Raw genomic sequence first — 23,460 nt, 5'->3', positions numbered from 1 at the left:
CCTTTTTTGTTTCGTTGACAAAATGCATGCGTAGCAGGCAGACTTCAGGCCCATCATTATCTTCTGGATAATGCGTAAGCGTTTGACGTTATCCAACGCACCTTAATCCTGACGGTCAGGTGGAGGGGGCGTGGCAATTCCTCGCCTTACTCTGCATTCTGGAGTAACGCATGACAGCAGTAATCCATAAAGAAAAAACATCTGCAGCGAACACATCGCTTTTTCGCATCGCTTTTGCGGTCTTTTTGACCTACATGACGGTCGGCTTGCCGCTACCCGTTATTCCACTTTTTGTCCACCATGAGCTGGGCTATGGCAATACGATGGTCGGTATCGCCGTGGGGATTCAGTTTTTGGCCACCGTCTTAACACGCGGCTATGCCGGGCGACTTGCCGATCAGTACGGCGCTAAGCGTTCCGCGCTTCAGGGGATGTTCGCCTGCGCGCTGGCGGGCGGCGCGTGGCTACTGGCGGCGCTGTTACCCGTTTCTGAACCGATCAAATTCGCATTATTGATAGTCGGACGTCTGATCCTCGGCTTTGGTGAAAGCCAGTTATTGACCGGAACGCTGACTTGGGGACTTGGGCTGGTGGGGCCTGCACGTTCCGGCAAGGTGATGTCGTGGAACGGGATGGCGATTTACGGTGCGCTGGCGGCAGGCGCGCCGCTGGGGCTACTCATCCACAGCCATTTTGGTTTTGCGGGTCTTGCGGGCACGACAATGGCGTTACCGCTGCTGGCATGGGCGTTTAACGGAACGGTGCGTAAAGTACCTGCTCATGCGGGCGAGCGCCCCTCGCTGTGGAGCGTGGTGGGGCTTATCTGGAAACCGGGTCTGGGCCTCGCGTTGCAAGGTGTCGGATTTGCCGTTATCGGCACTTTTATCTCTCTCTATTTTGCCAGTCACGGTTGGGCGATGGCCGGCTTTACGCTGACCGCGTTTGGCGGGGCCTTTGTCATTATGCGCGTGCTGTTTGGCTGGATGCCGGACCGCTTTGGTGGGGTCAAGGTGGCTATCGCTTCCCTGCTGATAGAGACCGTTGGACTGATACTGCTCTGGCTGGCACCGACGGCGTGGTTTGCGCTGCTCGGGGCGGCATTAACCGGGGCCGGGTGTTCGCTAATCTTCCCGGCGCTCGGCGTTGAAGTGGTGAAACGCGTACCGTCGCAGGTTCGCGGAACCGCACTGGGGGGATACGCCGCATTTCAGGATATCTCTTACGCGGTCACCGGCCCGCTGGCGGGACTGCTTGCCACGTCCTGTGGCTATCAATCCGTGTTTCTTGCCGGTGCGATTTCGGCAGTGCTGGGGATTGTGGTGACGCTGTTGTCGTTTCGCCGGGGCTAGATGACCAGCCAGAACACCAGTAACGCGATCAGCAGGGCGATAAACAGCAGTCCGGGACGCGCGGTGAACGATCGCAGCGTCTCAATAAACGGTGCAAACGGACTGTAAATCGGCTGAATGTGGCGTGGATCGGTGAATTCCCGATCGCGCTCAACGCGCTTGAGGAAGATCTGATTCAGGAGATCCTGTACCTGGGCGGTGGTGAGCACGGTTTGCGGTTGGATCTGCCCGTTCTGCTGGGCGTAATCTTTCAAACTGGCCAGCTCGTCGGCTTCCAGCGGTTGCTTAAGCGCCGCCTGTAGCGATTGCAGAGTGGGGGCATGTTGCAGACTCAGGGTCTGACGCGCCTGTAGCCAGGTCGCCAGATGGGTGAAATGTTTTGCCGGGATCAGCTCACCGCTTTTCACGCCAGAGAGTTCCAGCATCGATTGCCAGATAAGCTTGCCGGATTCCCCCGTGGCGGCGGCCAGTTTAGTCACCAACTGATTTAACGTATTGTGTTCGGCTGGCATCAGCGGGCGATCGGTTGCCGGACGCTGTTGCGGCTGCGGGATCGACAGCTGCCCCTGCTGTAAAAGCGTCAGTACGTTCTTAAGCTGTTCCGGTTTGAGTTGACTGAGCGCCGTTTGTCCGTACTGCTGGCGAATAAAATCGCTCACTGCCTGGCGGTTATTCCCCTGACTCAGCAATTCCGTCAACTGTGAAAGTACCTGACGGTTGGCATGATTCTGTTGGGCTACGCCAAGACGCTGGCTGAGATTTTGCTCCGCCGCAGGGAAATGACGTGACAGTAGCGGAGTGTCGCTTTTCACTCCTAGATCGTGCTTCATGCCAGCCCACACTTCCGCACTTTGCTGTTGCGTCAGTGAAATCAGGCGGGTTATCAGTCGTTCCAGTACGGTCCGCTGTTGCGTGGAGAGCGGTTGTTCGCCCGCCGTGGAAACCGCAGGTTGCCCTTCACCGGGAGGGGGCGCGGGAGTACCGGAAATAGGTTGCATCATCACTTATCCTTAAACCATCAATCTTAGCAAAGTATGCCTGGCGGCCAGATTATGGCACACTTGCCCGGTTAACTCTCGTTCTCAAACAGGTACGACAGACGTGAAAATTCTCGTTGATGAAAATATGCCTTATGCCCGCGAATTGTTTAGCCGTCTGGGCGAGGTCAAAGCGGTTTCTGGGCGCCCCATCCCTGTCGCTGAACTGGATGATGCCGACGCGTTAATGGTGCGTTCTGTCACCAAAGTGAACGCGTCATTGCTGGAGGGAAAGGCCATCAAGTTCGTTGGTACCGCAACTGCCGGCACCGATCATGTGGATGAGGACTGGCTTAAGCAGGCGGGAATCGGATTTTCAGCAGCGCCTGGCTGTAACGCCATTGCGGTGGTGGAGTATGTGTTCTCTTCGCTGCTGATGCTGGCGGAGCGTGACGGATTCGCATTGCGCGATCGTACCGTCGGGATTGTTGGCGTGGGTAACGTCGGGGGGCGCCTGCAGGCTCGGCTGGAAGCGCTGGGGATCCGTACGCTGTTATGCGATCCACCGCGCGCGGATCGTGGAGACGAAGGCGATTTTCGCTCGCTTGATGAGCTGGTACAGGAAGCCGATGTCCTGACCTTCCATACGCCGCTGTTTAAAGAAGGGCCATACAAAACGCACCATCTGGTCGATGAGGCGCTGATTGGTCGCCTGAAACCGGGCAGCATTCTGATTAATGCCTGTCGCGGCGCGGTGGTTGATAACGCCGCGCTGCTGGCGCGCCTTAACGCCGGGCAGGCGCTGAGCGTGGTCCTGGATGTCTGGGAAGGTGAACCGGATCTGAATGTCGACCTGTTGCGTAAGATAGATATTGGCACGGCGCACATTGCGGGCTACACGCTGGAAGGCAAAGCGCGCGGCACCACGCAGGTTTTTGAAGCCTGGAGCAAATTTATTGGTCGCGAGCAGCATGTCGCGCTGGATACCCTGCTGCCAGCGCCGGAATTTGGCCGCATTACGCTGCATGGCCCGTTGGATCAGCCGACGCTGAAAAGACTGGTGCATTTGGTGTATGATGTGCGCCGCGACGATGCGCCACTGCGCAACGTTGCCGGAATACCGGGTGAATTTGATAAACTGCGCAAAAATTATCTCGAGCGCCGTGAATGGTCCTCACTGTACGTGATGTGCGACGACGCGAATGCGGCGGCGTTACTGTGTAAACTGGGTTTTAACGCGGTTCATCACCCGACACGTTAATGTCTTCTTAATGCTCCCTGACGAATAATCGACAGGGAGGCTTATGCTTTTCTGGAGTAAACCACCATGTCTGAAGGCTGGAATATTGCCGTCCTCGGCGCGACGGGCGCCGTCGGCGAAGCGTTGCTTGAAACCCTGGCTGAACGTCAGTTCCCGGTTGGGGAAATTTTTGCGCTGGCACGTAATGAAAGTGCAGGCGAACATCTGCGCTTTGGTGGTAAGTCAGTGATGGTGCAGGATGCGGCTGAATTCGACTGGACGCAGGCACAGCTGGCCTTTTTCGTTGCCGGTGTCGACGCCACGGCAGCCTGGGTGGACGAGGCGACAAATGCGGGCTGTCTGGTCATTGATACCAGCGGTCTGTTCGCGCTTGAGCCGGACGTCCCGCTGGTGGTGCCAGACGTGAACCCGTTCGTGCTGGCAGACTACCGCAATCGTAACGTGATCGCTGTGCCGAACAGCCTGACCAGCCAGTTGCTGGCCGCGCTGAAGCCGCTTATCGATGAGGGGGGACTCTCTCGCATCACCGTAACCAGTCTGCTTTCTGCATCTGCGCACGGTAAGAAAGCCGTCGATGCCCTCGCCGGACAGAGTGCGAAACTGCTGAACGGGATCCCCATTGATGACGATGATTTCTTTGGCCGCCAGCTGGCGTTCAATATGTTGCCGCTGTTGCCGGATCGCGAAGGCAGCGTGCGTGAAGAGCGGCGGATCGTCGATGAAGTGCGCAAAATCATGCAGGATGACGGGTTGATGATTTCGGCAAGCTGCGTACAGTCACCGGTGTTTTATGGTCACGCGCAGATGGTGGCATTTGAAGCGCTGCGTCCACTGGCTGCCGAAGAGGCTCGCGATGCTTTTGCCCGTGGCGAAGACATTGTGCTGTCGCAAGAGAGTGATTTCCCGACTCAGGTTGGCGATGCCACCGGCAGCGCGCACCTGTCCGTGGGCTGCGTGCGTAACGATTACGGCATGCCGGAGCAGGTTCAGTTCTGGTCCGTGGCGGATAACGTTCGCTTTGGCGGCGCGCTGATGGCGGTGAAAATTGCGGAAAAACTGGTGCAGGAGTACCTGTACTGATGTCTGACCAGCAACGCTCGCCGGTGTATAAAATTGCGCTGGGCATCGAATATGACGGCAGCAAATATTATGGCTGGCAGCGTCAGAATGAAGTCCGCAGTGTGCAGGAAAAGCTGGAAAAGGCGCTCTCACAGGTTGCTAATGAGCCGATTAACGTTTTTTGCGCCGGACGCACCGATGCCGGTGTGCACGGCACCGGTCAGGTTGTGCATTTTGAAACCACCGCTTTGCGCAAAGATGCGGCATGGACATTGGGTGTAAATGCGAATTTACCTGGTGACATCGCGGTGCGATGGGTAAAAGCTGTACCGGAAGATTTTCACGCGCGTTTCAGCGCCACGGCTCGCCGATATCGTTACATCATCTACAATCATCGGTTACGTCCGGCGGTGTTAGGTAAAGGTGTAACGCATTATTATGAACCGCTGGACGCTGAGCGCATGCATCGTGCGGCGCAGTGTCTGATTGGCGAGAATGACTTTACGTCGTTTCGCGCCGTCCAGTGCCAGTCGCGCACGCCGTGGCGCAACGTGATGCACATTACGGTCTCGCGCCATGGCGCGTATGTGGTGGTCGATATCAAAGCGAATGCCTTTGTACATCATATGGTCAGGAACATTGTTGGCAGCCTGATGGAAGTAGGTGCCCACAACCAGCCGGAGAGCTGGATAGCAGAGTTGTTAGCGGCAAAGGACAGAACGCTCGCAGCGGCAACGGCGAAGGCCGAAGGACTGTATCTGGTTGCGGTGGACTACCCTGACCGGTTTGACCTTCCTAAACCGCCCATGGGCCCGCTCTTTCTGGCGGACTAATTCGAGTCGTATAAAGGCACAACTATGGACCTGATTTACTTCCTTATCGATTTTATCCTGCATATTGATGTGCACCTGGCGGAACTGGTCGCACAGTACGGCGTCTGGGTTTACGCGATTTTGTTCCTGATCCTGTTTTGTGAAACCGGACTGGTGGTGACGCCGTTCCTGCCAGGCGATTCCCTGCTGTTTGTGGCGGGGGCGCTGGCGTCGCTGGGCACTAACGATCTCAACGTGCACCTGATGGTGGTGTTGATGCTGATTGCCGCGATTGTTGGCGATGCGGTGAATTACACTATTGGTCGATTGTTCGGTGAGAAGTTATTCAGTAACCCGAACTCGAAGATTTTCCGCCGCAGCTATCTGGACAAGACGCATCAGTTTTACGAAAAACATGGCGGAAAAACCATCATTCTCGCCCGTTTTGTACCGATCGTCAGAACATTTGCGCCGTTTGTGGCGGGAATGGGACATATGTCGTATCGTCATTTTGCGGCTTATAACGTGATAGGCGCGCTGCTGTGGGTTCTGCTCTTCACCTACGCAGGTTACTTCTTTGGTACCATTCCGATGATTCAGAACAACCTTAAGTTGCTGATTGTCGGGATTATTGTGGTGTCTATCCTGCCGGGCGTGGTGGAAATTATTCGCCATAAACGCGCGGCGTCACGTGTAACAAAATAGAAACTAACTCGGCGGTTCGACCACTTTTTTGTCCAAAGTTTCGGGCTGTTATGTTTTAATGTGCAACATTCATGGTCTGTTGGGGGCAAAAATGGCATTATGCGCCCCCACGGCAAAACTGGAACACACCAGGTTCAGGCAGAAAGGTCATAAATGAGCTGGATTGAACGAATTAAAAGCAACATTACGCCCACCCGCAAGGCAAGTATTCCTGAAGGGGTGTGGACTAAGTGTGATAGCTGCGGTCAGGTTTTATACCGTGCTGAGCTGGAACGTAATCTCGAGGTCTGTCCGAAGTGTGACCATCACATGCGTATGTCGGCGCGTAACCGCCTGCATAGCCTGTTAGATGAAGGAACGCTGGTGGAGCTGGGTAGCGAACTTGAGCCGAAAGACGTACTGAAGTTCCGTGACTCCAAGAAATACAAAGACCGTCTGGCTTCCGCGCAAAAGGAAACCGGCGAGAAAGATGCGCTGGTGGTGATGAAAGGCACGCTTCACGGCATGCCGGTCGTCGCGGCGGCATTTGAGTTCGCTTTCATGGGCGGCTCGATGGGTTCTGTGGTCGGCGCACGTTTTGTGCGTGCTGTTGAACAGGCGCTGGAAGATAACTGTCCGCTGGTGTGCTTCTCCGCCTCCGGCGGCGCGCGTATGCAGGAAGCGCTGATGTCGCTGATGCAGATGGCGAAAACCTCTGCGGCGCTGGCAAAAATGCAGGAACGCGGTCTGCCGTACATCTCCGTGCTGACCGACCCAACGATGGGCGGTGTCTCTGCAAGCTTCGCGATGCTGGGCGATCTCAACATTGCTGAACCGAAAGCGCTGATCGGCTTCGCGGGTCCGCGCGTTATCGAACAAACCGTACGTGAGAAACTGCCGCCGGGATTCCAGCGCAGTGAGTTTCTGATCGAAAAAGGCGCTATCGATATGATCGTCCGCCGTCCGGAGATGCGCCTGAAACTGGCAAGCATTCTGGCGAAGCTGATGAATCTGCCGGCGCCAAATCCGGATACCCCGCGTGAAGGCGTGGTGGTGCCACCGGTGCCGGATCAGGAACCAGAGGCCTGATAACTGAAAAGGGCAGGGCCACAGGCGCTGCCCTTTTGCTTTTCTCAACGTAACGAATTTACGGGCATCATGAATAACAAACATATTCCTAAAGCCGCGTCGCCCCTGGCCTCGTGGCTTTCTTATCTGGAAAACCTCCACGCGAAGACTATCGATCTGGGCCTTGAACGCGTAAGCCAGGTGGCTGCGCGGCTGGGCGTGCTGAAGCCTGCGCCGTTTGTCTTCACCGTGGCGGGCACCAATGGCAAGGGCACTACCTGCCGGACGCTGGAGTCCATATTGACGACAGCGGGATACAAAGTCGGGGTATACAGTTCGCCGCATCTGGTGCGCTACACCGAACGTGTGCGTGTGCAGGGCAATGAACTGCCAGAATCGGCCCACACGGAATCCTTTGCGGAGATTGAAGCGGCGCGTGGGGATATCTCGCTGACCTATTTTGAATACGGCACGCTGTCTGCGTTGTGGCTGTTTAAGCAGGCGCGACTGGATGTGGTGATTCTGGAGGTCGGGTTGGGCGGACGACTGGACGCGACAAACATCGTTGATGCCGATGTCGCCGTGGTGACCAGCATTGCGCTGGATCATACCGACTGGCTGGGGCCTGATCGTGAAAGTATTGGCCGCGAAAAGGCCGGCATTTTCCGTGCGGATAAACCAGCGATTGTCGGCGAACCCGAAATGCCCTATACCATCGCTGATGTGGCGCTGGAGAAAGGCGCACGCCTACAGCGCCGTGGCGAAGACTGGCAGTTTACGGTAACGGAGACGGGGTGGTCCTTCAGCGACTGCCACGGTACATTGACCGATTTACCGCTGCCACAGGTACCGCAACCCAATGCGGCGACCGCACTGGCGGCACTGCGCGCCAGTGGCCTGAACGTCAGTGAACAGGCGATCCGCGACGGGATTGCTCAGGCGATTCTACCGGGACGTTTCCAGATTGTGAGCGAGTCGCCGCGCGTCATCCTCGATGTCGCGCATAATCCCCATGCGGCGGAATATCTGACCGGACGGCTGAAAATGTTGCCGAAAAAGGGGCGCGTTCTTGCCGTTATCGGTATGCTACATGATAAGGATATTGCGGGAACGTTGGCCTGGTTGAAAAGCGTGGTCGACGACTGGTATTGTGCTCCGCTGGAGGGCCCCCGGGGGACGACGGCAGAGCAACTGCTGGAACATCTCGGTAAAGGCAGTGTCTATGACAGTGTCGCGCTGGCATGGCACGCCGCTCTGGCAGACGCGAGACCAGAAGATACCGTACTGGTGTGTGGTTCATTCCACACGGTTGCACATGTCATGGAAGTGATGGACGCGGGGAGAATCGGTGGCGAGTAAGTTTCAGAATCGTTTAGTCGGCACGATTGTGCTGGTCGCGCTGGGCGTGATTGTGCTGCCCGGGCTGCTCGACGGGCAGAAAAAACATTATCAGGATGAATTCGCGGCGATCCCGCTGGTGCCGAAACCCGGCGATCGCGACGAGCCGGATATGATGCCCGCGGCAACGCAGGCATTACCGACTCAACCGCCGGAAGGGGCGGCAGAAGAGGTGCGGGCAGGCGATGCGGCGGCTCCGTCGCTGGATCCGTCACGCTATGCGTCAGCGAACAGTCCTGAGCTTGATACGACGCCAGCGCCCGTAGAACAACCCAAACCAAAACCGGTTGAAAAACCGAAGCCGCAACCGAAGCCGCAGCCGACTGTGGACGCAACGCCCGCTCCGGTTCCCACTCCTGCGCCAAAACCGGCGGTGGAAGAGAAACCGGCACCGACGGGTAAAGCCTATGTTGTGCAGTTGGGTGCGCTGAAAAATGCCGATAAGGTCAATGAGATCGTGGGTAAACTTCGTGGCGCAGGTTTCCGGGTATATACTTCTCCGTCAACGCCAGTACAGGGTAAAATAACCCGTATTCTCGTGGGGCCGGATGCATCACGCGACAAGCTGAAAGGTTCGCTCGGCGAGTTACAGCAAATCTCCGGATTAAGCGGAGTGGTGATGGGGTACAGCCCGAACTAAGTTAGGGTTGCCTGATGGCGGCGCTCGGCGTCTTATCAGGCTTACCACCGTGTGGTTTGTTGGCCGGATGAGGTGTTTACATCGCCATCCGGCAGTGCCCGAAGAGGCATAAAACGGTATGGCGTTGAATATTTTTTCAGCGCCATTTTTATTTACGCGCGGGAAGGAAATCCCTACGCAAACGTTTTCTTTTTCTGTTAGAATGCGCCCCGAACAGGACGACAGGGCGTAAAATCGTGGGACACATATGGTCTGGATTGATTACGCCATTATTGCGGTGATTGGTTTTTCCTGTCTGGTTAGCCTGATCCGTGGCTTTGTTCGTGAAGCGTTATCGTTGGTGACATGGGGTTGTGCTTTCTTTGTCGCCAGCCATTACTACACTTACCTGTCTGTCTGGTTTTCGGGCTTTGAAGACGAACTGGTTCGAAACGGGATTGCCATCGCGGTGTTGTTTATCGCGACGCTTATCGTCGGCGCCATTGTGAACTACGTGGTAGGGCAACTGGTTGAGAAAACCGGTCTGTCAGGTACCGACCGGGTTCTGGGGGTCTGTTTCGGCGCGCTGCGTGGTGTGTTGATTGTTGCTGCCATTCTGTTCTTTCTCGACACCTTTACGGGCCTGTCGAAAGGTGAAGACTGGAGTAAGTCACAGCTGATCCCGGAGTTCAGTTTCATCATCAGATGGTTCTTTGACTATCTGCAAAGCTCGTCAAGTTTCTTGCCCAGAGCATAAGCGTTGGGTTGTAGCTTAACGAGGAAAAAGACGTATGTGCGGTATTGTCGGTATCGCCGGTGTTATGCCGGTTAACCAGTCGATTTATGACGCCTTAACAGTGCTCCAGCATCGTGGTCAGGATGCCGCTGGCATTATCACCATCGATGCAAATAACTGCTTCCGTTTGCGTAAGGCAAACGGCCTGGTGAGCGATGTATTCGAAGCGCGTCACATGCAGCGTATGCAGGGCAATATGGGCATCGGTCATGTGCGTTACCCAACGGCTGGTAGCTCCAGCGCCTCTGAAGCTCAACCTTTCTACGTCAACTCCCCGTATGGCATCACGCTTGCCCACAATGGCAACCTGACTAATGCCCACGAACTGCGTAAAAAGCTGTTTGAAGAGAAGCGCCGCCATATCAATACCACCTCAGATTCTGAGATCCTGCTCAATATCTTCGCCAGCGAACTGGATAAGTTCCGCCACTATCCGCTGGAAGCAGACAACATTTTTGCGGCAATTGCCGCGACCAACCGCCAGATCCGCGGCGCGTATGCCTGCGTGGCGATGATTATTGGTCACGGTATGGTCGCCTTCCGCGACCCGAACGGTATTCGTCCGCTGGTGTTGGGTAAACGTGATATCGGTGACGGCCGCACTGAGTATATGGTGGCGTCTGAGAGCGTTGCGCTGGATACGCTGGGCTTTGAGTTTCTGCGTGACGTTGCGTCGGGCGAAGCGGTCTATATCACTGAGAAAGGGCAATTGTTCACCCGTCAGTGTGCTGAAAACCCGGTCAGCAACCCGTGCCTGTTTGAGTATGTTTACTTCGCGCGTCCGGATTCCTTCATCGACAAGATTTCCGTCTACAGTGCCCGTGTGAATATGGGGACCAAACTTGGCGAAAAAATTGCCCGCGAATGGGAAGATCTGGATATCGACGTGGTCATTCCGATTCCGGAAACCTCCTGCGACATCGCGCTGGAAATTGCGCGTATTCTCGGTAAGCCGTACCGCCAGGGGTTTGTGAAAAACCGCTATGTCGGCCGTACCTTTATCATGCCGGGACAACAGCTGCGTCGTAAGTCCGTACGTCGCAAACTGAACGCTAACCGCGCTGAGTTCCGTGATAAAAATGTCCTGCTGGTGGATGACTCCATTGTGCGCGGCACCACCTCAGAACAGATTATTGAGATGGCGCGTGAAGCCGGGGCGAAAAAGGTCTATCTGGCCTCTGCCGCACCGGAGATTCGCTTCCCGAACGTGTACGGTATCGACATGCCTACCGCAAATGAACTGATTGCGCATGGTCGTGAAGTGGATGAGATTCGCCAGATAATTGGCGCAGACGGTCTTATCTTCCAGGATCTTGACGATCTGATCGACGCCGTGCGTGCCGAGAACCCGGATATTCAGCAGTTTGAATGTTCCGTGTTTAACGGCGTCTACGTCACGAAGGATGTCGATCAGCAATATCTCGATTTCCTCGATTCCCTGCGTAATGACGATGCCAAAGCGGTCCAGTTGCAGAACGAAGTCGAAAACCTCGAGATGCACAACGAAGGGTAATCCTGACCTGCCAGGGGGCGAATCCCGCCCCCTGACTTGCAACTCCCCATAAAATCCTGCAAAGTCAGCCCAGAAGTCAGACAGGGCGATATATCATGAAACGACTCATAGTAGGGATCAGCGGTGCCAGCGGCGCCATTTACGGCGTGCGGCTGTTGCAGGTTTTACGCGATGTACCGGACGTTGAAACGCATCTCATCATGAGCCAGGCCGCCCGCCAGACGCTGTCGCTGGAGACTGATTTATCGCTGCGCGATGTCCAGGCGCTTGCCAACGTGACGCACGATGCGCGCGACATTGCCGCCAGCATTTCCTCAGGCTCATTTTCGACTGCCGGCATGGTGATTCTGCCATGCTCCATCAAAACCCTTTCCGGTATTGTGCACAGCTATACCGACGGCCTGTTGACCCGTGCGGCAGACGTGGTGTTGAAAGAGCGCCGTCCGCTGGTGCTATGCGTTCGGGAAACGCCGCTCCATCTTGGGCATCTGCGCTTAATGACTCAGGCGGCGGAAATTGGTGCGGTGATTATGCCGCCGGTTCCGGCGTTTTATCATCGTCCTGTGACGCTGGATGATGTGATAAATCAAACGGTTAATCGCGTTATCGATCAGTTTGATATCGCCCTGCCGCAGGACCTTTTTACCCGTTGGCAGGGGGCATAACATTGCGCTGTCAGCGTGCCTTTTTGCATCAGTTGCCCTGTTTCAGGGCAATTTTGTAACCGCGATCATATCCTCAACATTTAATTCGCTAAATCCATTCGAAACGCTGCGGTTCATCCGTCAGACCTGCTATCTTCAACATCAGGACAATATTGCAACGTTTTATTAACATATTTAACGTCGAATATCCCAGGCGGCGCGAAAATGGCATAAGACCTGCATGAAAAAGCCTGCAAACACACAACACAACGTAAAACATAATAAAGTCATTCCACTTGAGGGTTATGTATGAAGAAGTCAATTCTCGCTCTGTCATTGCTGATTGGTCTTTCTGCTACTGCATCCAGCTATGCGGCGCTGCCGCAAACGGTGCGCATTGGCACAGACACAACCTACGCCCCGTTCTCTTCGAAAGATGCCAAAGGCGACTTCATCGGCTTTGATATCGATCTGGGCAATGAGATGTGTAAGCGTATGCAGGTCAAATGTACCTGGGTCGCCAGTGATTTTGATGCGCTGATCCCATCACTCAAAGCGAAGAAAATTGATGCCATTATCTCTTCGCTCTCGATTACCGATAAGCGTCAGCAGGAAATCGCGTTCTCTGACAAGCTGTACGCGGCGGACTCGCGGTTGATTGCGGCGAAAGGCTCACCGATTCAGCCGACGCTTGACGCGCTGAAAGGTAAGCACGTTGGCGTGTTACAAGGCTCAACTCAGGAAGCGTATGCCAATGATATCTGGCGCAGCAAGGGCGTGGATGTGGTGGCCTATGCAAACCAGGATCTGATTTATTCCGACCTGACAGCGGGCCGTCTTGATGCGGCACTGCAGGACGAAGTTGCCGCCAGCGAAGGTTTCCTCAAACAGCCTGCGGGCAAAGACTATGCTTTTGCCGGTCCTTCCGTGAAGGATAAAAAGTACTTCGGCGACGGTACGGGCGTCGGTTTACGTAAAGATGATGCTGAACTGAAGGCCGCCTTCGATAAGGCACTTGCCGATCTGCGTCAGGATGGCACTTACGACAAGATGGCGAAAAAGTACTTTGACTTTAACGTCTACGGTGACTGAAACCTCAATATGGGGAACGGATTGCACCGGTCGGGTTAACCATAACGGTGCGTGACAGGTGAATTGCACCGTTATGGTGCAATTAGTGCGGGTGAACAGGGCGGAAGTGCATATTTAAGCGCTTTTCATGCAAAATAAACCGGGCGACAGGGTAGAATGTTTTGCCTTGTCGACCCGATTAGTGGCACGATAACTGCACCTGGTCCTGTAAACATCCCCTATAAAAGACAGTCTGTTGAGGATAGTTATGAAAAAACTGGTGTTATCTCTTTCTCTGGTCCTGGCTTTCTCCAGTGCTACCGCAGCATTTGCCGCTATTCCGCAAAAAGTTCGTATCGGTACCGATCCGACCTATGCCCCGTTTGAGTCAAAGAATGCCAAGGGTGAATTAGTCGGTTTTGATATCGATCTGGCGAAAGAGCTGTGCAAACGTATTAATACACAATGTACCTTCGTTGAGAACCCGCTGGATGCGCTGATCCCTTCGTTAAAAGCGAAGAAAATCGACGCTATCATGTCCTCGCTTTCGATTACTGAAAAACGTCAGCAGGAAATCGCCTTCACCGACAAACTTTATGCAGCCGACTCGCGTCTGGTGGTGGCCAATGCGTCTGACATTCAGCCGACCGTTGAGTCGCTGAAAGGCAAGCGTGTCGGTGTGCTGCAGGGCACTACCCAGGAGACGTTTGGTAACGAACACTGGGCGCCAAAAGGCATTGAGATCGTGTCTTATCAGGGCCAGGACAATATTTACTCCGACCTGACTGCCGGACGTATTGATGCCGCATTCCAGGACGAAGTCGCTGCGAGCGAAGGCTTCCTGAAACAACCCGTTGGCAAAGATTACAAATTCGGCGGCCCGTCTGTGAAAGACGAGAAACTGTTTGGTGTAGGGACCGGTATGGGTCTGCGCAAAGAGGATAACGAATTGCGTGAAGCCCTGAACAAAGCGTTTGCAGAAATGCGCGCTGACGGAACTTACGAGAAGCTGGCGAAGAAGTACTTTGATTTTGATGTTTACGGCGGTTAATCACCGCAGGTGCAGATAAAGCCCGAAGATGTTTGACAGACTTTATGCCAGATGACGGCTTCGCCTTATCCGGCCTACGACGATGTTCTTGTAGACCGGATAAGCGTAGCGCCATCCGGCATCAATGAAGTGTGTCATCACGTCAAAAGAGGCTTCTAACTCGCCACTCACGACAGGACAGGCAGCATGTTGTACGGGTTTTCAGGTGTTATTTTACAGGGCGCAATTGTCACGCTGGAACTGGCTCTCAGTTCCGTGGTACTGGCCGTTCTGATCGGCCTCGTCGGGGCGGGGGCCAAACTCTCGCAAAACCGGGTGACGGGGCTTATTTTCGAAGGTTATACCACTCTCATTCGCGGGGTGCCGGATCTGGTGCTGATGCTGCTGATTTTTTATGGCTTGCAGATAGCACTCAACGCGTTAACCGATGCGATAGGCATCGGTCAGATTGATATCGACCCGATGGTCGCTGGTATTATTACGCTCGGCTTCATCTACGGTGCGTATTTTACGGAAACCTTCCGTGGCGCCTTTATGGCGGTCCCCAAAGGGCATATTGAAGCGGCAACGGCCTTCGGTTTCACCTCGTCACAAACTTTTCGCCGCATTATGTTCCCGGCGATGATGCGTTATGCGCTGCCGGGGATTGGTAACAACTGGCAGGTGATCCTCAAAGCGACGGCGCTGGTCTCGCTGCTCGGTCTGGAAGATGTGGTAAAAGCCACGCAGTTGGCCGGGAAGAGCACCTGGGAGCCCTTCTATTTCGCCATCGTCTGCGGACTTATTTATCTGGTATTTACTACGGTTTCTAATGGTGTGCTGCTGTTCCTTGAGCGCCGCTACTCCGTCGGTGTGAAGAGGGCTGACCTGTGATCGAGATTATTCAGGAGTACTGGAAATCCCTGTTGTGGACGGACGGCTACCGCTTTACGGGCGTGGCGATAACGCTGTGGCTGCTGATCTCCTCCGTGGTGATGGGCGGCATTCTGGCGGTAATCCTGGCGATTGGCCGCGTTTCCAGTAACAAATTCATCCAGTTTCCCATTTGGCTATTCACCTATATTTTCCGCGGGACGCCACTGTACGTTCAGCTACTGGTGTTCTATTCAGGGATGTACACGCTGGAGATAGTCAAAGGCACGGATTTTCTTAACGCCTTCTTTCGCAGCGGTCTGAACTGTACCGTTCTGGCGCTGACGCTGAACACCTGCGCGTATACCACGGAGATTTTCGCTGGGGCGATCCGTTCGGTTCCACACGGTGAAATTGAAGCAGCGCGCGCGTACGGCTTCTCCTCGTTTAAAATGTATCGTTGCATTATTCTGCCTTCGGCGCTGCGTATCGCGTTGCCCGCGTACAGCAACGAGGTCATTTTGATGTTGCACTCCACGGCGCTGGCCTTCACCGCGACGGTTCCGGATCTGCTGAAAATCGCCCGTGATATAAACTCGGCGACCTATCAGCCCTTTACCGCCTTCGGTATTGCCGCCGTGCTGTACTTAATCATATCGTATGTCCTGATAAGCCTCTTCCGCCGCGCGGAAAGGCGCTGGTTGCAGCATGTTTCCTCTAAATAATTCGAGTAACACGATGTCTGAGAATAAATTAAACGTTATCGATTTGCACAAACGCTACGGCGAACACGAAGTGCTGAAAGGGGTTTCGCTGCAGGCCAACGCCGGGGATGTGATCAGTATTATTGGTTCTTCTGGCTCGGGAAAAAGTACGTTTTTGCGCTGCATAAACTTCCTCGAAAAACCGAGTGAAGGGTCGATTGTGGTCAATGGCCAGAATATCAATCTGGTGCGTGACAAGGACGGTCAGCTAAAGGTGGCGGATAAAAATCAGCTTCGTTTACTGCGTACGCGCCTGACAATGGTGTTTCAGCACTTTAACCTGTGGAGCCACATGACGGTGCTGGAAAACGTCATGGAAGCGCCGATTCAGGTACTGGGCCTGAGCAAACAGGAGTCCCGCGAGCGGGCGATCAAATATCTGGCGAAAGTTGGTATTGATGAGCGCGCCCGGGGGAAATATCCGGTGCATCTTTCCGGCGGTCAGCAGCAGCGTGTGTCGATTGCGCGCGCGTTGGCGATGGAGCCGGAGGTGCTGCTCTTTGACGAACCGACCTCGGCGCTGGATCCTGAACTGGTGGGCGAAGTGCTGCGTATCATGCAGCAACTGGCAGAAGAGGGAAAAACGATGGTGGTGGTGACGCACGAAATGGGCTTTGCCCGCCATGTCTCCAGCCACGTTATTTTCCTGCATCAGGGGAAAATCGAAGAAGAGGGCAATCCGGAGCAACTCTTTGGCAATCCGCAAAGTCCACGTCTGCAACAGTTCCTGAAAGGATCGCTGAAGTAACATTTCTCTGTTGGCGTGGTGTTTTCAGCTAATAGTCCTGATAAGCGCAGCGCCTCAGGCTAACATTCAATGCCGGATGGGGGCGTAAACGCCTTATCCGGCCTACAGATCAACAAACGCCTCTGCCTCCAGACGGTATCCCCAGTCATCATAGTGGATACCGTTGACCTCAAACGCTTTCTCCAGTACCTGCGTACGCACAAATCCGAGCTTTTCCAGCAGACGAACTGAACCCCGATTCTCGGCGAGCACCCAGGCGTTGATGGCTTTCACACCGGCATCGCAAAAGGCATAGTTGCAGACGGCGCGAACGGCCTCGCTGGCGATACCGCGTCCCTGGGCTGCGGGGATGACGCAATAACCGATATCCGCTTCTTGCGGAAAATGATGGCTAACCTGTAAGCCAATGTCGCCCAGCGGTGTGGCATCGTGATGCTGGCGGATCACGAAGGTGTGTTTTGAGGTAAGGCGACGTGCAAACAATAAGCGTGTTTCGCGTTCGGGGCAGAGGTTGCCCATAAAACGCATGACGTCCGGATTTTCACGAAGCGCGAGGAAAAAGGGCCAGTCTGTGGGTTGAAACGGGGAAAGCGTCAGTCGTTCAGTGGTGAGTCGTGCCATAAAATCGCCATTCCGGGAGCCAGTGAGACTACCTTACCACCGGAATAGCGAGGGTGAACAGGGAAGACGTTAACGAACAACATCCGCCAGCGCTTCTTCAAGATCGTACCAACGGAAGGGAAATCCGGCGGCTTCCAGTCGTTTTGGCAGGGCGCGCTGCCCACCCAGCACCAGAACGGACGACTCGCCCATCAGCAGGCGAATCACCGTGGCCGGTACGCGAAGAATCGCAGGCCGCTGCAGGGCATGTCCTAGCGCATGAGCAAACTGTTCATTGCGTACCGGGTAGGGTGAGACCATGTTGAACGGTCCACGCAGATCGTTATCCAGCAGCCAGAGGATCGCATTGACCATGTCATCAATGTGGATCCAGGCCAGATACTGGCGACCGCTGCCGATTGGACCACCGAGGCCCAGGCGAAAGGGGGGGATCATTTTGGCGAGGATCCCGCCTTTTGGCGCCAGCACCACGCCGGTACGCAGCAGGCACACGCGCGTTCTGTCGCTTTGCGCCTCACAGGCAATTTGCTCCCAGCGCGCGCAAAGCTTATGGGTGAATTCGTTATGCGGCGGCTCTTCCTCGGTGACAACCACTTCACCCAGATCACCGTAATAACCGGCGGCAGAACCTGAAATCAGAACCGACGGCGGCGTTTCACTGGCGTTAATGAGGTCCGCCAGTTTCTGGGTGATGCGCCAGCGGCTCTGGCACAGGCGATCTTTTTGCTCTGTCGTCCAGCGCTTGTCAGCAATGGGTTCACCGGCCAGGTTAATCACCGCATCGATGTCGTCGAGGTTGTGCTTATCGTCCAGCGAGTTCCACAGGGTGACCCGATCATTGAGTTTTTTGCGGGCGTCATCGGGGCGGCGGGTCAGTACCGTCACCTGATGGCCCAGTTCCTGCAGGCGCGGGACCAGGTGTCCTCCGATAAGGCCAGTCCCTCCAGTTACCAGTATCTTCATGCAGCCTCCCGTGAAAGCGGTTAGCGCTGCCAGCTCAACGTCATGGAGACAGAATCGGCATAACGCAACGCGTGTAGTTTGTCGACTTCCACTTCAGCATAAGTGACCCAGTGGTGTTCGCGTGCGATATCGAGCACATCCTGGGTTAATTTTTCTAACAATGAGAAGCGGTTGTTCTCAACGTGCAGGATGATATTTTTGGTGATCGTGCGGTAGTTCAGCGCATCATTGATATCTTCGCTGACGCGGGCTTTGTCTGCCGGATAGTGAATCGCAACGTTGATGACAATGTCCTGTCGGTTATTGATCTCTTCCTCTTTGATACCGATGAAAGTGCGTAAACGAAGGTTTTTTATACGAATAATAGCGTCATGATGTGACATTGCAGGTCTCCTCCATGTATGAACTCTCGCATGATACACGAGAACCCGGCCACGTTATTCTTTTGCACTCGCAGGATCCTGGTGCGCCCGCATCATCGCGCGTTCCGTGGCGGGTCGACTGCGAATGCGGTCAAACCAATTCTTCACGGCGGGAAACATGTCAAGGTCGACGCGCTGACGCTGCCAGGCGTTCACCCACGGCCAGCAGGCAATGTCGGCGATGCTGTAATGTTCACCGCCCAGCCACGGCGACGTTTCCAGCCGTTTATTGAGGACGTTATACAGCCGCTGTGTCTCCACCTGATAGCGTTCGATGGCGTAGGGGATGGCCTGCGGGGCGAAATGGTTGAAATGGTGATTCTGACCGAGCATCGGTCCCAGTCCGCCCACCTGCCAGAATAGCCATTGCAACGTGGTATGGCGTTCGCGCAATTCGCCGCTAAGCAACAGGCCGCTCTTTTCCGCCAGATAGATCAAAATGGCGCCGGACTCAAACAGGCTGAGCGGTGTGCCGCCATCGATTGGGGCATGATCGACGATGGCGGGGATTTTATTGTTGGGTGAAATGGCCAGGAAATCAGGGCGAAACTGATTTCCCTTACTGATATCCACCTTAATGAGTCGGTAGTCCAGCGCAGCCTCTTCAAGGAAGATCGTAATCTTGTGCCCATTGGGTGTCGGGGCATAATAGAGGTCGATCATTTCAGCTCCAGAAAGCATTGAGTGGAATTAGACAACCACAAGTATAGAAAGCCTGTTGCGCTGTGTGAGTTTTCATCAGGTGACAGCAAGCGAAAGACCCTCTATGTTGTGAGAAAAGCCTAATAACGACGAGGATGCTATGAGTAAACCCAACATCACGCTGTGGTCAGACGCGAATTTTTTCTCTCCCTACGTGCTATCTGCCTATGTTGCGTTGCAGGAAAAGGGGCTGCCGTTTAGCCTGAAAACCGTTGACCTGGACAGCGGCGAACATCTACAACCTGGCTGGCAGGGTTTTGCATTGACTCGCCGTGTGCCGTTGCTGGAAATCGATGGCTTTGAGCTGAGCGAGTCCTCCGCGATAGCTGAATATCTGGAAGACAGTTTTGCGCCACCCAACTGGGAACGAATCTATCCCCACGACCTGCAAAAGCGCGCGCGTGCGAGGCAGATTCAGGCATGGTTGCGCAGTGATTTAATGCCCATTCGAGAAGAACGTCCGACGGATGTCGTTTTCGGTGGGGTAAAGAAAGGGCCGCTGAGCGACGCGGGGAAAGTCAGCGCGGAAAAACTGTTCGCCACGGCGGGGAATCTACTGGCACACGACATGCCAAATCTTTTCGGAGAATGGTGTCTGGCCGATACCGATTTAGCCCTGATGCTCAACCGTCTGGTCCTCAATGGTGATGAGGTCCCTGAACGACTGGCGGAATATGCAGCATTTCAGTGGCAACGCGCATCTGTCCAGCGTTATATTGCGCTTTCCGCGAAGCGTTCAGGCTGATAAAGCGTCTACAATCCAGTATCATAATGTGGTTTTTGATGACACGGAGTATGTGATGAAACTGATGTTTGCATCCGACATTCACGGGTCCTTGCCTGCCACAGAACGCGTGCTGACGTTGTTTTCCCAGAGTGGCGCACAGTGGCTGGTGATACTGGGAGATGTACTCAACCACGGGCCGCGAAATGCCTTACCCGAAGGCTACGCGCCCGCTCAGGTGGCTGAGCGACTGAACGAACAGGCGGCGCAGATTATTGCGGTACGGGGAAACTGTGATAGCGAAGTGGATCAAATGCTGCTGAAGTTTCCAATGACCGCGCCCTGGCAGCAGGTGCTGTTGGATAATCAGCGGCTGTTTCTGACTCACGGCCATCTCTTTGGGCCGGATAGCCTGCCCGCTTTACGCGCCAGCGATGTCCTGGTGTATGGGCATACGCATCTGCCGGTGGCAGAAAAAAAAGGCGATATTTATCACTTCAACCCGGGTTCAGTAAGCATTCCTAAGGGGGGCTTTCAGGCAAGTTATGGCCTGTTGGACGATAATGTTTTAAGCGTTATCGCACTCAATGATCAAAGTATCATTGCACAGGTTGCGATTAATTCGTAATTTACCCCCCACATATGTAAATGCGCCGTAAGAGCGCCAGAAAAAGAAGGTTTCCTGATGGTGGAACAGCGTCGTTTGGCAAGTACGGAATGGGTGGATATTGTGAATGAAGACAACGAAGTCATTGCACAATCCAGCCGGGAACAGATGCGAGCGCAGGGCCTGCGTCATCGTGCGACCTATATTGTCGTACATGACGGGATGGGCAAAATACTGGTGCAGCGTCGTACCGAGACAAAAGACTTTTTACCTGGAATGTTAGATGCCACTGCCGGTGGCGTTGTGCAGGCCGACGAACAACTGCTGGATTCTGCCCGTCGTGAAGCGGAAGAAGAGTTAGGCATTGCCGGCGTGCCATTTGCCGAACACGGTCAGTTCTACTTTGAAGATAAGAACTGTCGCGTCTGGGGGGCGTTGTTCAGTTGTGTGTCGCACGGCCCGTTCGCCTTACAGGAAGAAGAGGTCAGCGAAGTGTGCTGGCTGACGCCAGAAGAAATTACCGCTCGCTGCGATGAGTTCACGCCCGACTCTCTGAAAGCGCTAGCGCTATGGATGACCCGTAATGCCAAAAACGAAGCGGCCAGGTCAGAGTCGCAACAGGAGAAGCAGGAAGAGGCGGAGTAACCGCTCAGCAACTGTCCCTTACGCACAAACTGGAGGCGATCGGTTTTTGATCGCGCCAGTTGCCATCCTCAAACCGTGCCAGTAACGCACGTCCAGCCTCAATACCAATCTTGCGATGGGGCACAGCCATCGTGGTTAACGGCGGCTGGCAAACCCTGCTCACATCACTATCGCCAAATCCGACTACCGCCAGATCGTCAGGCACTTTGATGCGTCGTCGCTGGCACTCATACAGCACGCCACAGGCCAGTTCATCCGACACGCAAACCAGCGCGTCGAGTTCGGGCCAGGCGAGAATAAACTCGGGCAACTGCGAAGCGCCGGTGGAAAAGTTGGGGGGGAGCGCCGCGTTAATCACTCGATTCGGCGACATGTGGTGGCGCAGCATCGCCTTATACCAGCCTTGCAAGTGCTGCTGAAAAATCCACTGTTCCTGATTGGCGCAGAGCAGTCCAATGTTTTGATAGCCGCGTTGAATCAACATTTCGGTGAGTTCAAACATTGCTGCGACGTTATCAATACCAATGTTCATATCAATGGGATCGCTACGAATCGCGCCCATCTCCATGACCGGGATCCTGGCGTTTTTCAGCCAGTTCCGCACGGTGTCGCTGTGCTCGACGCTGAGCAAAATGGCGGCGGCAATATTGGAGGCCAGCAGCGTCTCAAGCAGCGTTTCTTCCTGTTCCAGGCGATGACGGGACTCTGCCAGCATGATCTGGTATCCGGCGGGCTGCAGGACTTCCTGCAATCCAGCGAACATTTCCGAGCAGCCAGCCTCTGAAAGATTCGGTACGACCATCGCAATGGTTCGTGATGACGCAGACGCCAGCGCACTTGCAGCCAGATTGGGCATGTAGCCCAGTTCATGCACTGCAGCGTCTATTTTTTCCCGGAGTTTATCGGAAACCTGTTCAGGCGTGCGCAGTGCACGAGAGACGGTCATGGTGCCGACACCGGCAAGGTGAGCGACATCCGCAATGGTCACCTTGCCTGTACTACGTCGTTTTCGGGTCAGAGACATACACATTCCTGCGCAATTACAACCGGTTGAGCCGCTTTTTATCGTCATTTTTTGCTTCGTATGCAGGGCAAGTATACGCCTTTAATGACTTTCATTGCTGTGATTTTACCCGGCAATTATATTTTGATAGCGCTATCACATATCTGAACGATATCCCCTGATAGCGCTATCTTTGTGAGAATGATCGCAGATAAGGTTTCATGGGTTGAATAAAGTTTGCTCACATTGAGCAAGAAATGAGGAGAGGACGTGCTGAATAAATGGTTAACGGAGTCAACCATCATGCTGCGCGAGAGCGTTGAGGACTGGCAGCAGGCTCTTGCGTGGTGTGCCAGACCTTTGCTTGCTGCCGGGATTATTACACCGAAGTACCTTACCGCCATCGTCGCGCAGCATCATCAATTGGGACCTTACTACGTCCTGGCACCGGGTCTGGCAATGCCGCATGCCAGACCGGAAGAAGGCGCAACAGCATTAGGGCTTTCAATGTTAAAACTGGAGCACGGTGTTTCATTTGGCGCAGGCGAATTTGATCCTGTCGACATTATTATCATGCTCGCGGCGCCGGATAAACATAGCCATATTGCCATGATATCCGCACTGGCTGAATTATTTTCAAGCGACGAGGATCTGGTGCGATTACATCAGGCAACAACCCTGGAGGAAATTAAAAAAATCATTTCACGTTTCTGATGTAAGTCATATTGGCATCTTCTAAAACATGACGCGAAAGCGTGATGCGGGCGTACTCTACTTAAAAAAGGGGATAACAATGAAAATTCTGGCAATTTGTGGTTCTGGCCTGGGCAGCAGTTTTATGGTCGAAATGAATATTAAAAAAGTGCTCAAGAAACTTAATATTCAGGCAGATGTTGAACATTCCGATCTCTCCTCCGCCACGCCTGGCGCTGCCGATCTGTTTGTGATGGCAAAAGATATTGCCGCCAGTGCCAGCGTACCGGAAACTCAACTGGTGGTGATTAATAATATTATCGATATCAATGAACTGGAAGCGCAATTGCGCGAATGGTTCGACAAACAATAACTGTAAATGCACACCATCATGCAAACAGCCCGATGGCGGTT

Annotated in this window: 27 protein-coding genes; 21 read left to right on the top strand and 6 right to left on the bottom strand. The window is 54.3% G+C overall.

Annotation, left to right across the window (positions count from 1 at the left end):
- Nucleotides 1-170 precede the first annotated feature (170 nt).
- A complete protein-coding gene (locus tag ACERJC_RS11150; RefSeq protein WP_373671662.1) occupies nt 171-1,349 on the top strand; it encodes an MFS transporter in 1,179 nt (392 codons plus the stop codon).
- Here the strand turns inward: ACERJC_RS11150 and flk are convergent.
- Nucleotides 1,346-2,347: a flagella biosynthesis regulator Flk gene (flk, locus tag ACERJC_RS11145; RefSeq protein ID WP_373671702.1), complete on the bottom strand. Its 1,002-nt coding sequence runs from the start codon at nt 2,345-2,347 to the stop codon at nt 1,346-1,348. The genes ACERJC_RS11150 and flk overlap by 4 nt on opposite strands.
- A 103-nt stretch (nt 2,348-2,450) precedes the next feature.
- Between flk and pdxB the strand changes: the two genes are divergently transcribed.
- From pdxB to hisP, 15 genes are all read left to right on the top strand, one after another.
- Nucleotides 2,451-3,587, top strand: coding sequence for a 4-phosphoerythronate dehydrogenase PdxB (gene pdxB / locus ACERJC_RS11140; protein WP_373671661.1), 1,137 nt, complete (start codon nt 2,451-2,453; stop codon nt 3,585-3,587).
- A gap of 66 nt (nt 3,588-3,653) precedes the next feature.
- On the top strand, nt 3,654-4,667 hold the full coding sequence (locus ACERJC_RS11135; RefSeq protein WP_152403316.1) for an aspartate-semialdehyde dehydrogenase: 1,014 nt from the start codon (nt 3,654-3,656) through the stop codon (nt 4,665-4,667).
- Entirely contained in the window at nt 4,667-5,479 is an 813-nt protein-coding gene (gene truA, locus ACERJC_RS11130) for a tRNA pseudouridine(38-40) synthase TruA (protein WP_152403318.1), read from the top strand. The genes ACERJC_RS11135 and truA overlap by 1 nt, the downstream gene beginning before the upstream one ends.
- Before the next feature lie 24 nt (nt 5,480-5,503).
- The gene (locus ACERJC_RS11125) at nt 5,504-6,163 is read left to right on the top strand and encodes a DedA family protein (protein WP_046483093.1); all 660 of its coding nucleotides are present in this window, start codon (nt 5,504-5,506) and stop codon (nt 6,161-6,163) included.
- Nucleotides 6,164-6,316: 153 nt separating this feature from the next.
- A complete protein-coding gene (accD, locus tag ACERJC_RS11120) occupies nt 6,317-7,231 on the top strand; it encodes an acetyl-CoA carboxylase, carboxyltransferase subunit beta (RefSeq protein ID WP_042317761.1) in 915 nt (304 codons plus the stop codon).
- Nucleotides 7,232-7,300: 69 nt separating this feature from the next.
- Nucleotides 7,301-8,569, top strand: coding sequence for a bifunctional tetrahydrofolate synthase/dihydrofolate synthase (gene folC / locus ACERJC_RS11115; protein ID WP_373671660.1), 1,269 nt, complete (start codon nt 7,301-7,303; stop codon nt 8,567-8,569).
- Entirely contained in the window at nt 8,559-9,248 is a 690-nt protein-coding gene (dedD, locus tag ACERJC_RS11110) for a cell division protein DedD (protein WP_152403322.1), read from the top strand. The genes folC and dedD overlap by 11 nt, the downstream gene beginning before the upstream one ends.
- A 247-nt stretch (nt 9,249-9,495) precedes the next feature.
- Nucleotides 9,496-9,984: a colicin V production protein gene (gene cvpA / locus ACERJC_RS11105; RefSeq protein ID WP_046483084.1), complete on the top strand. Its 489-nt coding sequence runs from the start codon at nt 9,496-9,498 to the stop codon at nt 9,982-9,984.
- Between the two features lie 34 nt (nt 9,985-10,018).
- The gene (purF, locus tag ACERJC_RS11100; RefSeq protein WP_152403325.1) at nt 10,019-11,536 is read left to right on the top strand and encodes an amidophosphoribosyltransferase; all 1,518 of its coding nucleotides are present in this window, start codon (nt 10,019-10,021) and stop codon (nt 11,534-11,536) included.
- Nucleotides 11,537-11,631: 95 nt separating this feature from the next.
- The gene (locus ACERJC_RS11095; RefSeq protein WP_178828239.1) at nt 11,632-12,201 is read left to right on the top strand and encodes a UbiX family flavin prenyltransferase; all 570 of its coding nucleotides are present in this window, start codon (nt 11,632-11,634) and stop codon (nt 12,199-12,201) included.
- A gap of 288 nt (nt 12,202-12,489) precedes the next feature.
- Complete coding sequence (gene argT, locus ACERJC_RS11090; RefSeq protein ID WP_061074829.1) at nt 12,490-13,272, top strand: lysine/arginine/ornithine ABC transporter substrate-binding protein ArgT; 783 nt, start codon at nt 12,490-12,492, stop codon at nt 13,270-13,272.
- A 247-nt stretch (nt 13,273-13,519) separates the two neighbouring features.
- The gene (gene hisJ, locus ACERJC_RS11085) at nt 13,520-14,302 is read left to right on the top strand and encodes a histidine ABC transporter substrate-binding protein HisJ (protein ID WP_152403329.1); all 783 of its coding nucleotides are present in this window, start codon (nt 13,520-13,522) and stop codon (nt 14,300-14,302) included.
- A gap of 186 nt (nt 14,303-14,488) precedes the next feature.
- The gene (locus ACERJC_RS11080) at nt 14,489-15,175 is read left to right on the top strand and encodes a histidine ABC transporter permease HisQ (protein WP_373671659.1); all 687 of its coding nucleotides are present in this window, start codon (nt 14,489-14,491) and stop codon (nt 15,173-15,175) included.
- Nucleotides 15,172-15,879 (top strand): histidine ABC transporter permease HisM, encoded by a 708-nt coding sequence (gene hisM / locus ACERJC_RS11075; protein ID WP_061074826.1) that lies wholly within the window; start codon nt 15,172-15,174, stop codon nt 15,877-15,879. Before ACERJC_RS11080 ends, hisM begins: the two co-directional genes overlap by 4 nt.
- Nucleotides 15,880-15,892: 13 nt before the next feature.
- A complete protein-coding gene (hisP, locus tag ACERJC_RS11070) occupies nt 15,893-16,666 on the top strand; it encodes a histidine ABC transporter ATP-binding protein HisP (protein ID WP_373671658.1) in 774 nt (257 codons plus the stop codon).
- A 102-nt stretch (nt 16,667-16,768) separates the two neighbouring features.
- Here hisP and ACERJC_RS11065 read toward each other — a convergent pair whose 3' ends face one another.
- The 4 genes from ACERJC_RS11065 to yfcG form a co-directional block, all read right to left on the bottom strand.
- The gene (locus ACERJC_RS11065) at nt 16,769-17,287 is read right to left on the bottom strand and encodes a GNAT family N-acetyltransferase (protein WP_152403333.1); all 519 of its coding nucleotides are present in this window, start codon (nt 17,285-17,287) and stop codon (nt 16,769-16,771) included.
- A gap of 69 nt (nt 17,288-17,356) precedes the next feature.
- Nucleotides 17,357-18,250, bottom strand: coding sequence for a TIGR01777 family oxidoreductase (locus ACERJC_RS11060; protein WP_152403335.1), 894 nt, complete (start codon nt 18,248-18,250; stop codon nt 17,357-17,359).
- A 20-nt stretch (nt 18,251-18,270) separates the two neighbouring features.
- Complete coding sequence (folX, locus tag ACERJC_RS11055) at nt 18,271-18,633, bottom strand: dihydroneopterin triphosphate 2'-epimerase (protein WP_043000007.1); 363 nt, start codon at nt 18,631-18,633, stop codon at nt 18,271-18,273.
- A gap of 54 nt (nt 18,634-18,687) precedes the next feature.
- On the bottom strand, nt 18,688-19,335 hold the full coding sequence (gene yfcG, locus ACERJC_RS11050) for a GSH-dependent disulfide bond oxidoreductase (RefSeq protein ID WP_373671657.1): 648 nt from the start codon (nt 19,333-19,335) through the stop codon (nt 18,688-18,690).
- A gap of 139 nt (nt 19,336-19,474) precedes the next feature.
- Here yfcG and yfcF point away from each other — a divergent pair, with 139 nt between their 5' ends.
- The 3 genes from yfcF to yfcD are packed head-to-tail and all read left to right on the top strand — an operon-like array spanning nt 19,475 to nt 21,350.
- On the top strand, nt 19,475-20,119 hold the full coding sequence (gene yfcF, locus ACERJC_RS11045; RefSeq protein ID WP_373671656.1) for a glutathione transferase: 645 nt from the start codon (nt 19,475-19,477) through the stop codon (nt 20,117-20,119).
- Between the two features lie 55 nt (nt 20,120-20,174).
- Nucleotides 20,175-20,726 carry a phosphodiesterase gene (gene yfcE / locus ACERJC_RS11040; RefSeq protein ID WP_152403341.1) on the top strand — a complete coding sequence of 184 codons (552 nt, stop codon included), beginning with the start codon at nt 20,175-20,177 and terminating at the stop codon, nt 20,724-20,726.
- A gap of 57 nt (nt 20,727-20,783) precedes the next feature.
- The gene (yfcD, locus tag ACERJC_RS11035) at nt 20,784-21,350 is read left to right on the top strand and encodes an NUDIX hydrolase YfcD (RefSeq protein WP_042317782.1); all 567 of its coding nucleotides are present in this window, start codon (nt 20,784-20,786) and stop codon (nt 21,348-21,350) included.
- A 4-nt stretch (nt 21,351-21,354) separates the two neighbouring features.
- Here the strand turns inward: yfcD and ACERJC_RS11030 are convergent, their stop codons facing one another.
- Entirely contained in the window at nt 21,355-22,374 is a 1,020-nt protein-coding gene (locus tag ACERJC_RS11030; protein WP_152403343.1) for a LacI family DNA-binding transcriptional regulator, read from the bottom strand.
- Nucleotides 22,375-22,623: 249 nt separating this feature from the next.
- Between ACERJC_RS11030 and ACERJC_RS11025 the strand changes: the two genes are divergently transcribed.
- Both ACERJC_RS11025 and ACERJC_RS11020 read left to right on the top strand, forming a co-directional pair.
- Entirely contained in the window at nt 22,624-23,067 is a 444-nt protein-coding gene (locus tag ACERJC_RS11025; RefSeq protein ID WP_373671655.1) for a PTS sugar transporter subunit IIA, read from the top strand.
- Nucleotides 23,068-23,146: 79 nt separating this feature from the next.
- A complete protein-coding gene (locus ACERJC_RS11020; RefSeq protein WP_152403347.1) occupies nt 23,147-23,419 on the top strand; it encodes a PTS sugar transporter subunit IIB in 273 nt (90 codons plus the stop codon).
- Nucleotides 23,420-23,460: the final 41 nt, after the last annotated feature.

Origin of the sequence: Citrobacter telavivensis (assembly GCF_041807075.1) — a bacterium.
GTDB lineage: Bacteria > Pseudomonadota > Gammaproteobacteria > Enterobacterales > Enterobacteriaceae > Citrobacter_A > Citrobacter_A telavivensis.
Note: the sequence above shows the minus strand (reverse complement) of the source record. Positions and strands in the feature narration are given on the sequence as shown.